The following is a 15,882-nucleotide window of genomic DNA, read 5'->3' as shown; positions in this document are numbered from 1 at the left end:
CCTGCATAGCCGACGATCTGCCACCCTCCGAGACGTAGCGAGGAAGCCCTAATCATCCCATCTTTCTTTTACAATACTGTCACCAGACTGGGAAACTACAGCTCAACCACCTTCACGTCCTGACCCTTTGCTGCCAGTCCGATCTTGCCATCACACAGACGCAGCGCGTCTTCACCGAAGACCTCACGCCGCCAGCCGCTGAGGGCCGGCACATCGCGCAGGCCCGCTGCAATTGCGTCCAGATCCGCACTGGGCGCGATCAGCTTGGCCGCCACACCCTCCGCCTCGGTTTTGGCTTTCAGCAGCACCCGCAGCAGATCGGCAAGTGCCGGGTTCACCTGCAGTTTCTCCTTGCTGCGGTCGATCTTGGGATGCTTTTCAGCAGGGCAGGCAACGCCCTTGGCCACGGCCTCCAGAATGCCTTCGGCGATCGCGCCCTTGCGGGCCTCGCGCAGCAGCAGCCGGGAGCCGCCAAGATCCCCCGGATTGCGCGGCTTGGTCGAGGCCAGCTCCACCAGCGCATCATCCTTGAAGACCCTGTTGCGCGGCACGTTGTTGGACTGGGCATAGGTTTCGCGAAAGGCTGCCAGCTCACGTACAACGGCCAGGAACTTGCTGGAATTGGTGCGGGTCTTCACCCGTTTCCAGGCGTCTTCCGGCTTGATGTCATAGGTGCCCGGATCGGTCAGCACCTGCAGCTCCTCGGTCACCCAATGGGCGCGGCCGCTCTTCTTAAGCTCAGCCGCCAGGAACTCATAGATCTTGCGCAGGTGGGTCACATCCGCCAGCGCATAGGTTTTCTGCGCGTCGCTCAGCGGGCGGCGCGACCAGTCGGTAAAGCGCGAGGTCTTGTCCAGCCCCTGCTTAACGATCTTGCGCACCAGCGTTTCATAGCCGGCCTGCTCGCCAAAGCCGCAGACCATCGCCGCAACCTGGGTGTCAAACAGCGGCTTGGGAAAGACCTGCGCGTCGACCCAGAAGATTTCCAGATCCTGACGCGCGGCATGAAACACCTTGACCACATTCTCGTTGCGGAACAGTGCATAAAGCGGCTCCAGCGAGATGCCATCGGCCAGCGGATCAACCAGAACCGCATCGTTCTCCCCGTCCCCGGCATAGGCCAGCTGGATCAGGCAGAGCTTGGAATAATAGGTCCGTTCGCGCAGAAACTCGGTATCCACCGTGACATAGGCGTGCTGCGCTGCAGCTTCGCAGAAGGCCTGCAGTTCTTCGGTAGAGGTCAGAGTTTTCATCAATTACGGCTTTTTCATTATCAGTAAGACCGGGCCGTGATACGCGCTTGTCCCGGCCAATGCAAACAGGTGCAAGGCCGGGCAGAGATTTCTGCCAGCGGCCCTGTGGCCGCCGGCACACGGGCGCCGCATGCGTTCAGAATTTGTGATCATACTGACGCCAAACATTCATTTTCATAATGCGTAACGTGCTCCTAGATTGGGGATACACCCGTCACAGGAGGACAAACGATGACCATACTTGATCTTTCCCCCGCCAAAACCGGTGGTTTCACGCTGTCCCGAGGATTGATTCCGGTGCTTGCGGCAGCATTGCTGCTGGTGCTGATCGGCCTGCCCGCACTGATGGCGCCGGAACAGCAGGCCGAACAGCTGGATTGGCGCGGAAACAGCGCGGCCGTGCAGGAAACCCGTTAAGGCAGCTGCACCGGCGTCTTGTCACCCGCGGCAAAGCGGCGCAGCACCGCCGGATAGAGCTTATGCTCCTGCTCCAGTACCCGCGCGGCCAGCGCGTCCGGTGTATCACCTTCCAGCACCGGCACCCGCGCCTGGCCCAGGATCGGGCCGTCATCCAGCAGCGGTGTCACTTCATGAACGGTGCAGCCATGCTCTGCGTCGCCCGCTTCCAGCGCGCGGGCATGGGTGTGCAGCCCCTTGTATTTCGGCAGCAAGGAGGGGTGGATGTTCAGCATCCGCCCCTCGAATTGCGAGACGAATCCTGCGGTCAGCACGCGCATGAAGCCGGCCAGGCAGACGATGTCCGCACCGGCATCAAAGATGGGCTTTACCAGATCAGCCTCAAACGCCTCGCGGTCGCCCTTGAACGGACGGTGATCCACCACAGCAGTTGCAACACCAGCCGCAGCGGCCTTGGCCAGCCCGCCGGCATCGGCGTTGTTGGACAAAACCAGGCAGGGACGCGCCGGATGATCGCCGGTCATGCTCTCCAGCAGCGACACCATGTTGGAGCCGCCGCCGGAAATCAGAATGGCAACCCGTTTGTGGCTCACAGCAGCTTGCCCGCGTAGCGCATGCCAGCACCGGCGGTGACGGTGCCGAGGCGGGCGACGGTCTCGCCCTCTGCTTCCAGCACCTTGACCAGTTCATCTGCGCGGTCCGCGGAAACCGACAGGATCATGCCAATGCCGCAGTTGAAGGTCTTCAGCATTTCCGCCTCGGCAATGCCGCCGGTCTCGGACATCCATTTGAACACGGGCGGCAGGTCCCAGGCGTTCAGGTCGATGTCGGCACCCAGATCCTCAGGCAAAACCCGCGGCAGGTTTTCAGTCAAGCCGCCGCCGGTGATATGCGCCAGGGCATGCACGCCGCCTGCCCGCACCGCGGCCAGGCACTGTTTCACATACAGACGTGTCGGGGTCAGCAGAGCCGCGCCCAAGGAACCTTCGCCAAACGGGCAGTCTGCCTCCCAGCCCAGGCCCGAAACCTCGACCAGCTTGCGCACCAGCGAATAGCCGTTGGAGTGCACGCCGTCGGATGCCAGGCCCAGCAGCACGTCGCCCTCCTGCACACCTTCGGGCAGCGCAGTGCCGCGCTCCATGGCGCCCACGGCAAAGCCTGCGAGGTCGAAGTCGCCTTCCGGGTACATGCCCGGCATTTCCGCGGTCTCCCCCCCGATCAGCGCACAGCCGGAGCGCACGCAGCCCTCGGCGATACCTTCGATGATGCGGGCCGCGACGTCTGTTTCCAGCTTGCCGGTTGCGAAATAGTCAAGGAAGAACAGCGGCTCGGCACCCTGGCAGACCAGGTCATTGACGCACATCGCCACCAGGTCGATGCCAACACCGTCCACCACACCGGTGTCGATGGCGATCCGCAGTTTGGTGCCGACACCGTCAGTGGCACCCACAAGGATCGGGTCGCTGTAGCCCGCAGCCTTCAGATCAAACAGCGCGCCAAAACCGCCCAGCCCGCTGGCCACGCCGGGGCGGTTGGTGCGCTTGGCGGCCGGCTTGATCCGGTCAACCAGGGCGTTGCCCGCATCAATGTCCACACCTGCATCTGCATAGGTCAGGCCGTTCTTGCCGCTGGTCATCACATGGCTCCTTCAAATCGGTTGCGCAGCCTTTAGCGCAAGGCGCATCAGAAGGGAACTAGGGAATCTGCTGCGCCATCCCCGACAGCGCAGCAGAGCAGTTTTCACAACAAAAATGCCGGTCTCAGATGCCAAATTGCCAGGGCGCTGCCTGATAGGCGAAGGCATCGCCCTGCCGCAGAACGCGGCCCAGCGCCGGGAAGTCCAAATGCGCGCCGGTGACCAGCAGATTGTCCGCCGCTGCCCGGTCCATCATCTTGCGACGTGTTTGCGCGGTCAGGGCCGGGTCGTTGTCAAAGGCGATGGTCCAGTCCGGCAGCGCAAACTGCAGTGCGGCGCTGTGGATCAGGTCGCCCCAGAACAGCAGCCCCTCGCCGCCTGCATCCAGCATGAACCCGGTGTGGCCCGGTGTATGGCCCGGCAGTTCCAGCGCGGTGAAACCGGGTGCCGCCTCGCCCTCGCCCTGCAGCAGTTGCAGCCGGTCCGAATAGGGTGCGACAGAGCGGCGGGCCATGTCAAAGAAACCACGGCTCCCCTCAGGCACGCCAGCCATGATGGCATCATCATGCCAAAAGTCCCATTCCCGCTGCGCCACCACCAGCTCGGCATTGGCAAAGGCCGCACCGCCGTCCGGCGTGATCAGCCCGCCGGAATGATCCGGGTGAATATGGGTCAAGAGAACGGTATCAATACTCTCCGGAGCAACGCCCGCTGCTGCCAACCCGGCGCCCAGCGCCCCCAGGCCCGGCCCCATCAGCTGGGCGGTGCCGGTGTCGATCAGCAGCTTCTTTCCGCCTCGCTCCACCAGGTAGCCGTTGACCGGAATTTGCAGCGCATCGTCCTGCAGCCGGTGCAACCCCTGGGCGAGAACTGTATCAGCCTTGGCAGGATCAAAGCCGTTGAACAATTGGGTGCCGAGCGGCAGGTGGCCATCCAGCAGCACGGTAATCCTGGCATCCCCAATCGTGAAGGCGTGAATGACCGGAGAAGCGGCCGCTGTGCCTTCAGCCGCCCAAGCCCAATTGCTGCCAGCAAGCCCGGAAGCCAGCGCCGCCGCTGGGGCCGCTGCCAGCCCGCCCAGAAAAGCCCTGCGATTGATTGTCATAAGAAACTCCAATATCTGTTTTCAGGAATAGTCCTGTGCACCGGACTTAAGCCGGCGATTTCCCAGCTTGCAGCCCGCCAGCACCGATAACGGTTATTAGCAATTCTTATAGGCGGCCCATGGACAAGCTGACACTGCTGGAGACTTTCACCATTGCGCTGGACGAAGGCAGCCTGAACCGGGCCGCCCAGCGCCGCGGCATCACCCAATCAGCGGTCAGCCAGCAGATCAAGCAGCTTGAGGCCCAGATCGGCCAGCAATTGCTGCACCGCACGGCAAAAGGCATCCATGCAACCCGCGCAGGCGGCCTGGTTTACAGACACGCGCAAGCTTTGCTAAGCGGCTACAACCGCATGACAGCAGAAGTGGACTCGCTGGAAGGCAGCGTCTCCGGCACATTCCGCATCAGCGTGAACTCCTTTCTGGGCCGCAGCGTGATCGGGCCGATGCTGCTGGATCTCAACCGTGAGCACCCGGACCTGAACATTGTGATGCGGCTGGAGGACCGGCTGGTCGATGTCGTGCGCGAAGGGTATGATCTGGCGATCCGCACCGGGCAGCTGGGCGATACCGATGGGTTCGGACGCAAGATCTCCACCCTGGAAACCGTGCTGTTTGCCACCCCGGACTATCTGGACCGCGAGGGCCGGCCGCAAACGCCAGAGGAGCTGAAGCGGCTCAAGTTCATCCAGCACCACGAGGACCAGACCCGCGGCTTCTTCCCCTTGCGCCGCGGCGGGCAGGAATTTCCCGCACCGGTGCAGGTGGGTTTCACCGCCGATGACCCCGATCTGATCATGCGCGCCGTCAGCAGCGGCTCCGGCTACACCCGTGCGCCCCGCTTCATGGTCGAGGACCAGCTGGCCAGCGGCGAATTTGAACAGGTGCTGCCCGGGTATGAAGCACCGCTCAAGGACGTGTTTGCCGTCTACCCGTCCCGCCGCACGCCGGACCGCCGCCGGGACCTGACGATCGAACACACGGTTGCCTGCCTGGAAGCCCTGCACAAGCGTCCACTGGCGGAAACGCCAGCAGTCTCTGCAATCACCGCTTGACCTTGCCTGCCTCTTTTCCTAACCACAAATCCATGGCGGGCCTGTAGCTCAACGGTTAGAGCAGAGCGCTCATAACGCTTTGGTTGCAGGTTCGAATCCTGCCGGGCCTACCAGAAACACCGCCTTTTTCACCAGAAGCATCAATTCTTGTGCCAGCAGGGCATTGCTTGACTGTCATACGTACCTCCGCGCGCACCGGTTAAGCCCGCCTTCATATCACGCCCAGCTTTTGCTTTCATAACCACCACAGCCCGGTAAAGTGGCCTTGGGCGGTTCCACCCCTTTGTTCCATAGCGACTTTGATTCTGTTTCCAGAACCTGCCCGCGCCAGAAACATTCTTAGAGGCACGACATTTATGGCGACCGAAAAACTCACCATCATCAAGGCAGACGTCAAGAACGAGGTCACCAAGAAGGTCAAACCCAAATTTGTCCAGCTCGGCAACATGAACTTCGCCGCCACTGTGGAAGTGGACAAAAAGGTGGCAGCCGAACTCGACACCGACGCCCGCTTCGTTGCCAAGCTTTATGATGATGCCACCAAGGAATACAAAAAGCTTCTGAACGAGTGCTGCCTGCGGGTCGATGCAGCCAACAACCTGGGCTCCGTAATGCCGCTGAGCGATAAAGAATGCAAAGAGCTGGACGCCGACATTCAAAAGATCTTTGCCAAGTACGAAAAGTCGATTGAGCAGGTTGCGACCAAGCATTTCGACAAGTGGAAACAGGCCAACAAGGACCGCAAGAAGTACCGCATCAAGGTGGTCAGCGCGATTGTGCTTGGCAGCGCCTGCGCCATTGGCTCCACCGCCTCGCTTGCGGCTGGCGCGGTGACCGGCGGCGTTTCCATTGCCGCCAGCATTTATGGCATTGCGCAAAGCATCGTGTCAGTGGCGCGGGCCGTTCAAAAGGTGACGTCCGACATCGTCAAGATCCATGGCGAGCTTGAAAAGGCGCTGAAACAACTGGTTTCCGCCTATGAGAAGCAGTCCAAGGCCAAGGTGAAAGCCAAGGAAATCGGCAAGGAGTTTTTGGCTGACTTCCTGATGATCGAAACCGCGGGTTTCAACCGGGTCGACAAGCATCTGGAAACCTACAAGGCCAAGCTCAAGAACATTGATCTGGAAATCGCGGCTCTCGGCAAGGAGCTGAACAAGCTCCTGGACAAGCAGAGCAAGCTCGACAAGGAGATCGAGAAAAAGCTTGGCAAGATGGCAAAGGACCGGGGCTACAAGAGCAAAAAGCTGGACGGGCTGTTTGCTGCAATGGAAGCCACCCGCAAGGAAACCGCCAAGCTGATCAAGAGCATCGAAGCCTATCACGTCAGCATCAAGCCGGCCGAGAAATTCCGCGACAACTCGCAAAAGGCTGTCGACGCCCTGCGCCACAAGGATCCCGTATGGGCCAAATGGGTCATCTGGGTCGGCAGCTTGGGACTCAGCACCGCTGTCACCAGCATTGCATCCGGCGGAGAGAACCTCGTCAAAGCTGCGTCAGCCATCGAAACCGGGTTCAATACCCTGTCCAAAGAGTTTGCGTGACGGCCGGCTGACCAAGCCAGCTCAAATGCGTGAAACCATGGATTGGCAGCCCATGCTGGGCTGCCAATGTGCTTTTGCACTGGCGCATTCAGCGGGCGATTACAATATCTGCTTTCAGCCCGCCCAGGTCCGTGCTTTCGCCCAGCCGCAAGGTCCCGCCATGAGCCCGCGCGGTGTCAGCAACAATTGCCAGCCCCAGCCCAACACCAGACCCCCGGTTCTGATTGCGGGCCGGGTCCAGGCGGGTGAACGGGCGCACCGCGTCACCGCGCTGCTCCGCTGGAATGCCCGGCCCGTCATCCTCAACCCTGATCCGCATCGATTTATCTGTCATCGCAACGGAAACCCGCGCCCGGGTGCCATAACGCACGGCATTGGAAATCAGGTTTGCAACCGCCCGGCGCATCGGCTGGCGGCGCAGCATCACCTGCCCCTCGCCGGACATCTCGCCCAGTGTCACCTGCTGCTCCTGCCGCTGCCAGTCGCTGATGATATCGCGGACCAGCTCGTGCGGATCCACCGGCTCCGGTTCGCTGACCGCAGCGCCGCGGGAGAAGTCCAGGAACGCATCCAGCAGCGCCTGCATTTCATCGACGTCACGCAGCATGGGCGCCGCGTCCTCCTCGTCCAGCATAGCCAGTTCCAGCTTCATCCGGGTCAGCGGCGTGCGCAGATCATGGCTCACCCCTGACAGCATCAGCGTGCGCTGCTCGATCTGGCGTTCGATCCGGGCGCGCATGTCCAGAAAGGCGCTGCCCGCTGCCCGTACCTCGGTCGCACCGGACGGTGAATACGGTACCGCCCGCCCGCGCCCAAAGGCCTCCGCCGCATTGGCCAGCCGCTTGATCGGCCGCAGCTGGTTGCGCATGTAGAGAAAGGAGATCATCATCATGAAAAAGCCGAACAGCAGCATAGTGACAATCAATTGGTGCGGGGCTGCGGCGGTCACCCGCCGCCGGTCAAAGCTCAGCTCAACCAGCCCATGCGCAGTGCCATAATAGACCTGAACCATCCGGTCAGGCAGGAACCGCGCTGCCAGAAACCCAGGAAGCGTCTTCTCGAGCTCCTCGCGCACCACCCTGCCGGAAAACTCGATCAGACTGAACTCGTCTTCTGGCAGCGGCGCACCGGGCGGCAAAAACCGCGCCCGCATCTGCAAGGGCTGCAACACCGGGGCAATCTGTGCCAGCGCCGTTTCCTGGTCCGGCGCGGCATCCGCGATTTGGCGCAGCAGCTCCATCTCGCGCTGGATGGTCGCCGTCATCTGCACTGTCACGTCCTCGAGGTCGCGCTTGATGAACACGACGGAAATCACGATCTGCAGCGCCACGATCGGCACCACCAGGATCAGGGCCGCCCGGGCATAAAGGCTGCGCGGCATATATCGTTTGAGCCATTGGAAGAACATGGGCTAAGCCTATAGGGCGCCGGGGAAAGAGGGAAGATTGCCCGGATCCGGAAAACATCCATGAGGCAAGACTATGCAGGCACCGGACGACTTCAACCCGCAACCCGGACTGGCAGAGGCGCTGGAGCCGGGCCTGCGCCGCATTCTGGCGCCGAATCCCTCCCCCATGACCTATCGCGGCACCAATACCTATGTGCTGGGCACCGGCGGGCTTGCGGTGATCGACCCGGGGCCGGAGTCTGACGCGCATCTTGCCGCGATCCTTGCATCGGTGCAGCCAGGCCAGCAAATCACCCATATCATCGTCACCCACAGCCACCTTGACCATTCACCGCTGGCGCGCGGTCTCAGCCGGGCCACCGGCGCGCCGGTCTATGCTTTCGGCGGACCGCAGGCGGGGCGCAGCGAGGTCATGTCCAATCTTGCAGCAGGCGGGCTGGCCGGCGGCGGCGAGGGCATCGACAAAGAGTTCTTGCCTGACATCACTGTGGATGATGGCGGGATCATCCGCGGGGACGGCTGGGAACTTGAAGTGATTCACACCCCCGGCCATCTGGGCAATCACATTGCGCTGGCCTGGAGGGACGCCTGTTTTACTGCCGATCACGTTATGGGCTGGGCCAGTTCTCTGGTATCACCGCCGGACGGCGACCTGACCGATTTCATGGCCTCCTCCCGCCGCCTGCGGCAGCGCAGCTGGCGGGTCTTTCACGCCGGTCACGGCGCTCCCATTTTTGACCCTGCCGGGCGGCTCGACTGGCTGATTGCCCACAGGGAATCGCGCGAAGCCGCGATTCTGGCTGCGTTGGCCCAGGCGCCGGCCACCGCCTGCAGCCTTGCGGAGCAAATTTACACAGACACCCCGCCTGCCTTGCTGAAGGCCGCGGAACGCAACGTCTTTGCCCATCTGGTCGACCTCACAGGCCGCGGCATGACAGTGCCTCAAGGCGCCCTGTCGGCATCGTCGGTCTTTGAATTTCCGGAAGGCTGATTTTTTTCAAAAAAGTGCCCGCAGCCCTCTGGACGCCCATTTCCGGGAACGCTATACGGCACGAACCGTTCCGGCGTAGCTCAGCGGTAGAGCAGTTGACTGTTAATCAATTGGTCGTAGGTTCGATCCCTACCGCCGGAGCCATAAAAAGCCCTCAAGCCTCAGCCGCTTGAGGGCTTTTTTGCATCTGTTTCACCCTCGTACTGCTTCGTGGCGGCTGCGCGCTTTTCAAACTCTTTATGTCTAGATATAAAGGCATTAATAAACTTTATTGGAGGCAGCATGGCCGCGCCCCGGGCGAATATGAGCTACCGCGAAATAAAGCAGGTGGTGCTGGACCGTATTCACAACAAGATCTGGGCACCGGACAGTCTCCTGCCGAGCGAAACCGATCTCGCCGAGGAGTTCTCAAGCACCCGCACCACAGTAAACCGGGCGCTGCGGGAGCTGGCTGAGGAAGGCTATCTGGAACGGAAGCGCAAGGCCGGCACCAGGGTTCTGAATGCACCGGTCAGAAAGGCGCAGTTCGCTATTCCTCTGATCCGCGATGAGATATCAGACTCCGGCTCCGAGTACCGCTATGCGCTTGTCGAGCGAGCCGTCATGCCTGCTCCAGCCTGGCTATCCGCAAGAATGGAGATCCCTCATGGACGTGACGTGCTGCATCTCAGATGTATGCACTACGCCGGCAATACACCCTTTCAGTATGAGGTCCGCTGGATCGTCCCGGACAGCATTCCGGGGGTTCTGGAGGCCGATTTTTCAAGCTCTGGCCCAAATGACTGGCTGGTTCAAAAAGTGCCCTTCACGAATTTGGAGCTGAGCTTTCTGGCAACCAAAGCAGACCAGACCGTTGCAGACTTTCTGGATACCCAAGCAGGCGATCCAATCTTCACCGCCGAACGCATCACCTGGCTGCGCGGCCAGCCGGTGACGCTGGCCAAGCTGTTCTTTGCACCGGGTTACAGGATGACAACGCACCTCTAGAGGCAGGGTTGAACCTGAGTATTCATAAGGTGCTGACTGACGTGCCAGCCACCTCAAAAAAATTACCTCCGCATGAGAATTTCCTCTGGACGCAGCAAGCCGGAAATCCTATACGACGCCACATGTTCCGGCGTAGCTCAGCGGTAGAGCAGTTGACTGTTAATCAATTGGTCGTAGGTTCGATCCCTACCGCCGGAGCCAAAGAATTCAAGGGCTTAGCGTTTCACCGCTAGGCCCTTTTCTATTGCGGCATTTATCTTTGCGGCGCATGAACGGACGGCTATCCCACTCGGGAGACCTGCAAAAACGCACCGCCAGACAGCCCTGCTCCCCGCGGTGCGCAATGCAATCGTCAACTGTTGGGACGCACCCGGGCAGCGGTCTTGTTGGCAAAGGCTTCCAGCCGTTCGCGCGCCGCGGGCTGAGTGTTCACTACACCCGCCACCACTGCCTCGGCATAGGCGGCATCCATACCGGACATGTTGTTCAGATGGCTGATCGCTGAACAGATCGCATAGTTGGTCAGCGGCAGGTTTTGAGCGATCTTGTCCGCCAGCTCCAGCGCCTTGTCGAAGCTGGAGCCTTCGGTGATGTATTGCGCCAGCCCCAAGTCGACCGCCTCCTGCCCTTGATATACACGGCCAGTCAGAATCATGTCGATCATCCGGTATTTTCCGATCATGTCAGAAACCCGGATGGTCGCGCCGCCGCCGGTGAAGATGCCGCGCTGGCCTTCGGGAAGCGCGAAATAGGTGCTCTGATCGATCACCCGGATATGGGCGGCGCTGGCCAGTTCCAACCCGCCGCCGACAACTGCGCCCTGCAGCGCGGCGATAATGGGAACGCCGCCGTATTCCATCTTGTTGAAGGCTTCATGCCAGCGCAGGCACACATGCATGAAATCGTCAGGGCTGCGGTCGGCCTTCCAGTGCTCGACCAGATCGAGGCCCGCGCAGAAATGATCACCATTGCCTGCCAGCACCACGGCCTTCACGCCATTGCGGTGAGCGTTGCTGAAGAAGGTAACCAGCTCCTCGATCGTGGCGGTATCCAGCGCGTTGCGCTTGGACGGGCGGTTCAGCCGGACGATGCTGACGCCATTGTCCTGCTGTTCGATTTCCAGGTTTTCAAAAATTTGCGCGTTTGCCGCTTGGGTCATGGCTCTGGCCCTTTCCTTGGTTCCCGGCACACATGTGCCTTTGTTGTTTTTCGTTCAAAGATGGAGCGCCGCATCATTCAGGCTGGCGCTGCCCTCGGTAATCCGGACGCAATCGGCGCCGCACTCCACCAGGATGTGCTGAGCATAGAACACCGCGGTTGAAATTTTCCGGATCATGAAAGCCGTGTCTTCGCCTTGCTCCAGCTTGGCACTGGCCGCCAGGACGGAACGGCCCAACTGCCAGGCGGCAGCGAGGTTGCCCGTGAGCATCAGGAAAGGGACGCTGCCGCCATAGGCCGCGTTAGGGTCCTTGCCAGCAGTCTCCAACAGCCATTCCAGGCTGGCCTCAAACTTCTGGCGCGCCTCGGCCAAGCGTCTTGCCACGGCCTGCGCCTGGGCATTCCCGCCCCGCAGTGCCTGCTCGGTTTCCTGCACCATCCCGGCAAAGCGGAGCGCGGTTGCGCCGCCGTCCCGCAGCACCTTACGGCCCAGCAGGTCGTTTGCCTGAATCGCAGTGGTGCCCTCATAGATCGGCAGGATCCGCGCGTCGCGGTAGAATTGCGCAACACCGGTTTCTTCGATGAAGCCCATGCCGCCATGCACCTGCACGCCCAGCGAGGTGACTTCCAGAGACCGCTCGGTGCAGAATGCCTTGACCAGCGGCACCAGGAATTCGGCCATATCCTCAGCTTCAGAGCTGCCCTGTTTGGCCAGGTCCAGCCAGCCCGCAGTCGCAATCGCCAGCGCCCGCCCGCCTTCGGTCAGCGCCCGCATCCGCAACAGCATCCGTTGGACATCCGGGTGGCGGATGATCGGCGCGGCATCCTTGGTGGTGCCATCCACCGGGCGGCTTTGCACGCGCTCCTGCGCGTATTGCAATGCATGCTGACAGGCGCGCTCCGACACGGCGACCCCCTGCACACCCACGGCAAAACGGGCCGCACGCATCATCACGAACATATACTCCAGCCCGCGGTTTTCTTCGCCCACCAGAAAACCGGTCGCGCCGTCGTATTCCAGCACCGCGGTCGGGCTGGCCCGGACGCCCAGCTTGTGCTCCAGGCTGACACAGGTGACCGCGTTGCGGCGGCCCAGTGCGCCATCCTCCCCGACCAGGAACTTGGGCACGATGAACAGGCTCAGCCCCTTGGGGCCGGCCGTGGCATTCGGGGTTCGGGCCAGCACCAGGTGAATGATGTTCTCCGTCAGCCCGTGCTCGCCATAGGTGATGAAGATCTTGGTGCCGGAGACCGCATAGGTGCCGTCAGCGGCAGGCTCCGCCTTGCAGCGCACCCGCCCCAAGTCGCTGCCGGCCTGCGGCTCTGTCAGGTTCATGGTGCCGGACCACTGGCCGGAAATCATCCGATCCAGATATTTCTGTTTCTGCGCATCCGATCCGGTCAGCAGCAGCGCCTCTACCGCGCCATCAGTCAGCAGCGGGCACAGGCCGAAGCTCAGGTCGGAGGCGTTCAGAATCTCGGTCGCAGCCGCCGCGGCCGCCCGCGGCAATCCCATGCCGCCAAATTCTTCCGGGTGCGGCAGGCTCTGCCATCCCATTTCGGCAAATTGCGCATAGGCCTGCGCATAGGGTTCAGGCAGCACGGTTTCCCCCCCCTCGAACCGCGCCCCGGCCTCATCCCCAATCCGCGACAACGGCGCAACCACGTCCGAGCAGAACCGCCCAAGCGCCTCCAGCGCCGCTTCCACATCATCCAGTTCAATCCCACCGCCTGCCGCACCTGTGCCCGTAGTGGCTGCCAGGTGCTCAATATCGAACATGATATCGCGAATGGGGGCCTGATATGTCATTTCCGTCGCTCCGGACTATTGTTTCTTCATGCCAAATACTCATTGCAACAAGGCACCTCCACGTTCAATACGGACAACATCCTTTCCAAAAGTGACAAAGAACCTCGGCACCATGCAGATAACCCCACCAGACTCCGCCAGCCTGGCAACGGTATCGCCAGAACTGGCCGCGGATTGGATTAATGCGCTTCAGCTGTGCTGCACAGACGAACAGCTCGGATCCTTTCTCCGGCGAGCGGGGCTGCAGCTGTCCGGCAGGCAGCTGACTCACAGGGTAACTCTCGATCAGATCGTTCGGCTCTATCAGATTACCGCTGTTGAAACCGGGGATGAGATGACCGGTCTCTGGAGCCGCCCGGTCCGGCCCAGGGCCTTGCAGCATCTGCTGACGTCCGTACGCGAAGCCAGCACCTTGCCGGCCGCGCTGCACCGGTTCTCCACCTTCTGGAATCTTCTGCTGGACGATTACCAGGTTCACCTCAGCGAGGACGGTGCAATCACCGGATTGCAACTGGTGCCGCGGGGCGAGCAGCCCGTACAGCGGTTCGGCCACATGTTGATCCTGAAGCTCGCACATGGCCTCCTGTCTTGGCTTGCAGGCTATGAGGTGCCTGTCCGCAAGGTTCAGTTTGCCTTCGAACGTCCCGCTTTTGCCCAAGACTACGCTGTCATCTTTCCAGCACCTGTCAGCTTCGGCGCGCCGGTCTCGGCCATTGCCTTTGACGCGGGCAGTCTTGGCCTGCCGGGTCCTCGCAGCAATGCGGAGCTGAACGACTTCCTGGCCCGTGCGCCCCGCGACTGGATCTTCACCGGATTTCGTGAGCACACCCAATCACTGAAGGTGCGGGAATTCCTGTACCGGACCAACTGGGAAAACTGTCATCTGGCAGATGCCGCGCAGGCGCTGAGTGTCACCCCGCGCACCCTGATGCGAAGGCTGGATGCAGAGGACACATCCTTTCAGGCAATCAAGGACGGGCTGCGACGTGACCTGGCAATCCGCGACCTGCAATCCGGACTGAAAAGCATCGAGGAAATTTCACAGGACACGGGGTTTTCCTCGGCTGCAAACTTCCATCGGGCGTTCCGCCGCTGGACCGGCGCGCCGCCAAGCGCCTACAGATCAGCGGCCAGCTGACCGCCCCCCCCTCTCAGCTCAGCGCCGCGGGCAAGGACGCATAGCCGCGAAACCGGATCCGCCCGCCCGGCACCCGCCCGGGCAAAATGCGGTAGTCCGGAAACCTGCGCAGCAGGCGTTCGATGGCAATCTTGCCTTCCAGCCGCGCCAGCGTCAGCCCGACACAGACATGCGGCCCGCCGGCAAAAGCCAGGTGCCGGTTCGGTGTCCGGGCAATATCAAACTGATCCGGGCTCCCAAACACTTCCGGATCGCGGTTTGCAGCCCCGATCACCAGATGCAGGTTGGTCCCAGCAGGCACCCGGATGCCGCCAATCTCCACCTCTTTGATGGTTTCGCGGTTGCCCAACTGGTTCGGAGAGCGGAACCGCAGCATTTCCTCCACCGCGGACTTGATCAGTTCCGGCTGCGCCAGCAATAGCTGCCTTTGCGCTGCGTGATCATTCAGCAACGCCAGCCCATTGCCAATCAGGTTGGTCGTGGTCTCATGACCTGCATTGAGGATGAAGATGCAATTCTGGATCAGCTCAATCTCGCTGAGCGTGCCCTCGGCGCCCTCGCCCCGGATCAGCCGGGTCAACACGTCAGTTTCGAGATCGCCTGGATTGGCACGGCGCCGGGCAATCAGATCCTGCAGATAGGACTTGAACTCCTCCACTGCACGATGCCCTGCCGACAATTGCGCCTCGCTCAGCGCAGGCTCCAGCGCACCAAGTATTGCCAGGGACCAATCCCGAAGCGGCGCACGCTCCGCCATTGGAACATCCAGCAGATTGCCGATGATCTGGATCGGGATGGAAGCGGCGAAATCGCCGATCAGATCCACCTGATCCCTGCCCGCCATCTCCTCCAGCAGAACATCGACGGTTTCAACCAGCCCCGGCTCCATCTTTGCAATTGCCCGCGGCGTCAGGGCTGACGTCATGATCTTGCGCACCCGTGTGTGCAAGGGCGGGTCCGAGAAAACCAGCGATGTCGTGTGATGCTCAAACAGCGGAGAACCTTCGCCATACTTGGGAGCAAAGATACGCTTCTTGTCTGAGGAAAAGATACCCGTGTCCCGGTAGATCCGGTCCAGATCCGCATGACGGCAAACCAGCAAGGACCCATCCGGCTGCGGCAGCACCGGCGCCTTGCTCAGCAAGGCATCGTAGTAGGGAAACGGATCCTCAGCGAAACCTTCCGGCGGGTTTGCCAGATCAAATCCCTCAATATTCACAGGCACATACGATCCACGGCTCATTCGCCACCCTCCCTTCGGCTGCCCGGACAGGGTTTCCGCCGCATTTGCGACTGTCAATCACTCAATCCAGCACGGAACCCAGCGTCAGAACAGCGGACTGCAATTTGCAAGGATGCCTGATTTCGCGTGACAACGGCAAA

The 15,882-nt window shown here is 61.3% G+C and carries 14 protein-coding genes and 3 tRNA genes; 9 read left to right on the top strand and 8 right to left on the bottom strand.

Features of this window, described 5'->3' with window-relative positions:
• Positions 1–95: 95 nt before the first annotated feature.
• Positions 96–1,253 (bottom strand): ribonuclease D, encoded by a 1,158-nt coding sequence (gene rnd / locus K3725_RS07160; protein ID WP_260018113.1) that lies wholly within the window; start codon positions 1,251–1,253, stop codon positions 96–98.
• A gap of 231 nt (positions 1,254–1,484) precedes the next feature.
• On the opposite strand from rnd, the gene K3725_RS07155 reads away from it, so the two are divergent.
• Entirely contained in the window at positions 1,485–1,670 is a 186-nt protein-coding gene (locus K3725_RS07155) for a hypothetical protein (RefSeq protein WP_039192667.1), read from the top strand.
• Here K3725_RS07155 and purN read toward each other — a convergent pair.
• The 3 genes from purN to K3725_RS07140 all read right to left on the bottom strand — a co-directional run bounded on the left by purN (position 1,667) and on the right by K3725_RS07140 (position 4,411).
• Positions 1,667–2,263, bottom strand: coding sequence for a phosphoribosylglycinamide formyltransferase (purN, locus tag K3725_RS07150; protein ID WP_260018112.1), 597 nt, complete (start codon positions 2,261–2,263; stop codon positions 1,667–1,669). The two genes, K3725_RS07155 and purN, sit on opposite strands and share 4 nt — an antisense overlap.
• Positions 2,260–3,306: a phosphoribosylformylglycinamidine cyclo-ligase gene (gene purM, locus K3725_RS07145; RefSeq protein WP_260018111.1), complete on the bottom strand. Its 1,047-nt coding sequence runs from the start codon at positions 3,304–3,306 to the stop codon at positions 2,260–2,262. Before purM ends, purN begins: the two co-directional genes overlap by 4 nt.
• 124 nt (positions 3,307–3,430) lie before the next feature.
• A complete protein-coding gene (locus K3725_RS07140; RefSeq protein ID WP_260018110.1) occupies positions 3,431–4,411 on the bottom strand; it encodes an MBL fold metallo-hydrolase in 981 nt (326 codons plus the stop codon).
• Between the two features lie 119 nt (positions 4,412–4,530).
• Here K3725_RS07140 and K3725_RS07135 point away from each other — a divergent pair, with 119 nt between their 5' ends.
• The 3 genes from K3725_RS07135 (at position 4,531) to K3725_RS07125 (ending at position 7,007) form a co-directional block, all read left to right on the top strand.
• Positions 4,531–5,466, top strand: a complete 936-nt coding sequence (locus K3725_RS07135; RefSeq protein ID WP_260018109.1) for a LysR family transcriptional regulator — start codon at positions 4,531–4,533, stop codon at positions 5,464–5,466.
• A 37-nt stretch (positions 5,467–5,503) separates the two neighbouring features.
• Positions 5,504–5,579 (top strand) — tRNA-Ile (locus K3725_RS07130).
• 243 nt (positions 5,580–5,822) lie between these two features.
• Complete coding sequence (locus K3725_RS07125; protein WP_260018108.1) at positions 5,823–7,007, top strand: hypothetical protein; 1,185 nt, start codon at positions 5,823–5,825, stop codon at positions 7,005–7,007.
• Positions 7,008–7,095: 88 nt separating this feature from the next.
• Here the strand turns inward: K3725_RS07125 and K3725_RS07120 are convergent, their stop codons facing one another.
• On the bottom strand, positions 7,096–8,415 hold the full coding sequence (locus tag K3725_RS07120; RefSeq protein WP_260018107.1) for an ATP-binding protein: 1,320 nt from the start codon (positions 8,413–8,415) through the stop codon (positions 7,096–7,098).
• A 73-nt stretch (positions 8,416–8,488) separates the two neighbouring features.
• On the opposite strand from K3725_RS07120, the gene K3725_RS07115 reads away from it, so the two are divergent.
• The 4 genes from K3725_RS07115 to K3725_RS07100 all read left to right on the top strand — a co-directional run bounded on the left by K3725_RS07115 (position 8,489) and on the right by K3725_RS07100 (position 10,594).
• Positions 8,489–9,406 carry an MBL fold metallo-hydrolase gene (locus K3725_RS07115; RefSeq protein ID WP_260018106.1) on the top strand — a complete coding sequence of 306 codons (918 nt, stop codon included), beginning with the start codon at positions 8,489–8,491 and terminating at the stop codon, positions 9,404–9,406.
• A 69-nt stretch (positions 9,407–9,475) separates the two neighbouring features.
• Positions 9,476–9,550, top strand: a tRNA-Asn gene (locus K3725_RS07110).
• A 159-nt stretch (positions 9,551–9,709) separates the two neighbouring features.
• Complete coding sequence (locus tag K3725_RS07105; RefSeq protein WP_260018105.1) at positions 9,710–10,393, top strand: GntR family transcriptional regulator; 684 nt, start codon at positions 9,710–9,712, stop codon at positions 10,391–10,393.
• 126 nt (positions 10,394–10,519) lie between these two features.
• Positions 10,520–10,594 (top strand) — tRNA-Asn (locus K3725_RS07100).
• 151 nt (positions 10,595–10,745) lie between these two features.
• Here K3725_RS07100 and dmdD read toward each other — a convergent pair.
• Complete coding sequence (gene dmdD, locus K3725_RS07095) at positions 10,746–11,552, bottom strand: methylthioacryloyl-CoA hydratase (RefSeq protein ID WP_260018104.1); 807 nt, start codon at positions 11,550–11,552, stop codon at positions 10,746–10,748.
• 54 nt (positions 11,553–11,606) lie between these two features.
• Positions 11,607–13,361, bottom strand: coding sequence for an acyl-CoA dehydrogenase (locus K3725_RS07090; protein WP_260018103.1), 1,755 nt, complete (start codon positions 13,359–13,361; stop codon positions 11,607–11,609).
• A gap of 112 nt (positions 13,362–13,473) precedes the next feature.
• Between K3725_RS07090 and K3725_RS07085 the strand changes: the two genes are divergently transcribed.
• Positions 13,474–14,499, top strand: coding sequence for an AraC family transcriptional regulator (locus K3725_RS07085; protein WP_260018102.1), 1,026 nt, complete (start codon positions 13,474–13,476; stop codon positions 14,497–14,499).
• A gap of 13 nt (positions 14,500–14,512) precedes the next feature.
• Here the strand turns inward: K3725_RS07085 and K3725_RS07080 are convergent, their stop codons facing one another.
• Entirely contained in the window at positions 14,513–15,742 is a 1,230-nt protein-coding gene (locus tag K3725_RS07080) for a cytochrome P450 (protein WP_260018101.1), read from the bottom strand.
• Between the last annotated feature and the right edge of the window lie 140 nt (positions 15,743–15,882).

It is taken from the genome of Leisingera sp. S132 (genome assembly GCF_025144465.1).
Lineage (GTDB): Bacteria > Pseudomonadota > Alphaproteobacteria > Rhodobacterales > Rhodobacteraceae > Leisingera.
Note: the sequence above shows the minus strand (reverse complement) of the source record. Positions and strands in the feature narration are given on the sequence as shown.

Coding starts and splice junctions, on each gene's coding strand:
- rnd (WP_260018113.1), bottom strand. CDS start 1,253: ATGAAAACTCTGACCTCTACCGAAGAACTGCAGGCCTTCTGCGAAGCT.
- K3725_RS07155 (WP_039192667.1), top strand. CDS start 1,485: ATGACCATACTTGATCTTTCCCCCGCCAAAACCGGTGGTTTCACGCTG.
- purM (WP_260018111.1), bottom strand. CDS start 3,306: ATGACCAGCGGCAAGAACGGCCTGACCTATGCAGATGCAGGTGTGGAC.
- K3725_RS07140 (WP_260018110.1), bottom strand. CDS start 4,411: ATGACAATCAATCGCAGGGCTTTTCTGGGCGGGCTGGCAGCGGCCCCA.
- K3725_RS07135 (WP_260018109.1), top strand. CDS start 4,531: ATGGACAAGCTGACACTGCTGGAGACTTTCACCATTGCGCTGGACGAA.
- K3725_RS07125 (WP_260018108.1), top strand. CDS start 5,823: ATGGCGACCGAAAAACTCACCATCATCAAGGCAGACGTCAAGAACGAG.
- K3725_RS07120 (WP_260018107.1), bottom strand. CDS start 8,415: ATGTTCTTCCAATGGCTCAAACGATATATGCCGCGCAGCCTTTATGCC.
- K3725_RS07115 (WP_260018106.1), top strand. CDS start 8,489: ATGCAGGCACCGGACGACTTCAACCCGCAACCCGGACTGGCAGAGGCG.
- K3725_RS07105 (WP_260018105.1), top strand. CDS start 9,710: ATGAGCTACCGCGAAATAAAGCAGGTGGTGCTGGACCGTATTCACAAC.
- dmdD (WP_260018104.1), bottom strand. CDS start 11,552: ATGACCCAAGCGGCAAACGCGCAAATTTTTGAAAACCTGGAAATCGAA.
- K3725_RS07090 (WP_260018103.1), bottom strand. CDS start 13,361: ATGACATATCAGGCCCCCATTCGCGATATCATGTTCGATATTGAGCAC.
- K3725_RS07085 (WP_260018102.1), top strand. CDS start 13,474: ATGCAGATAACCCCACCAGACTCCGCCAGCCTGGCAACGGTATCGCCA.
- K3725_RS07080 (WP_260018101.1), bottom strand. CDS start 15,742: ATGAGCCGTGGATCGTATGTGCCTGTGAATATTGAGGGATTTGATCTG.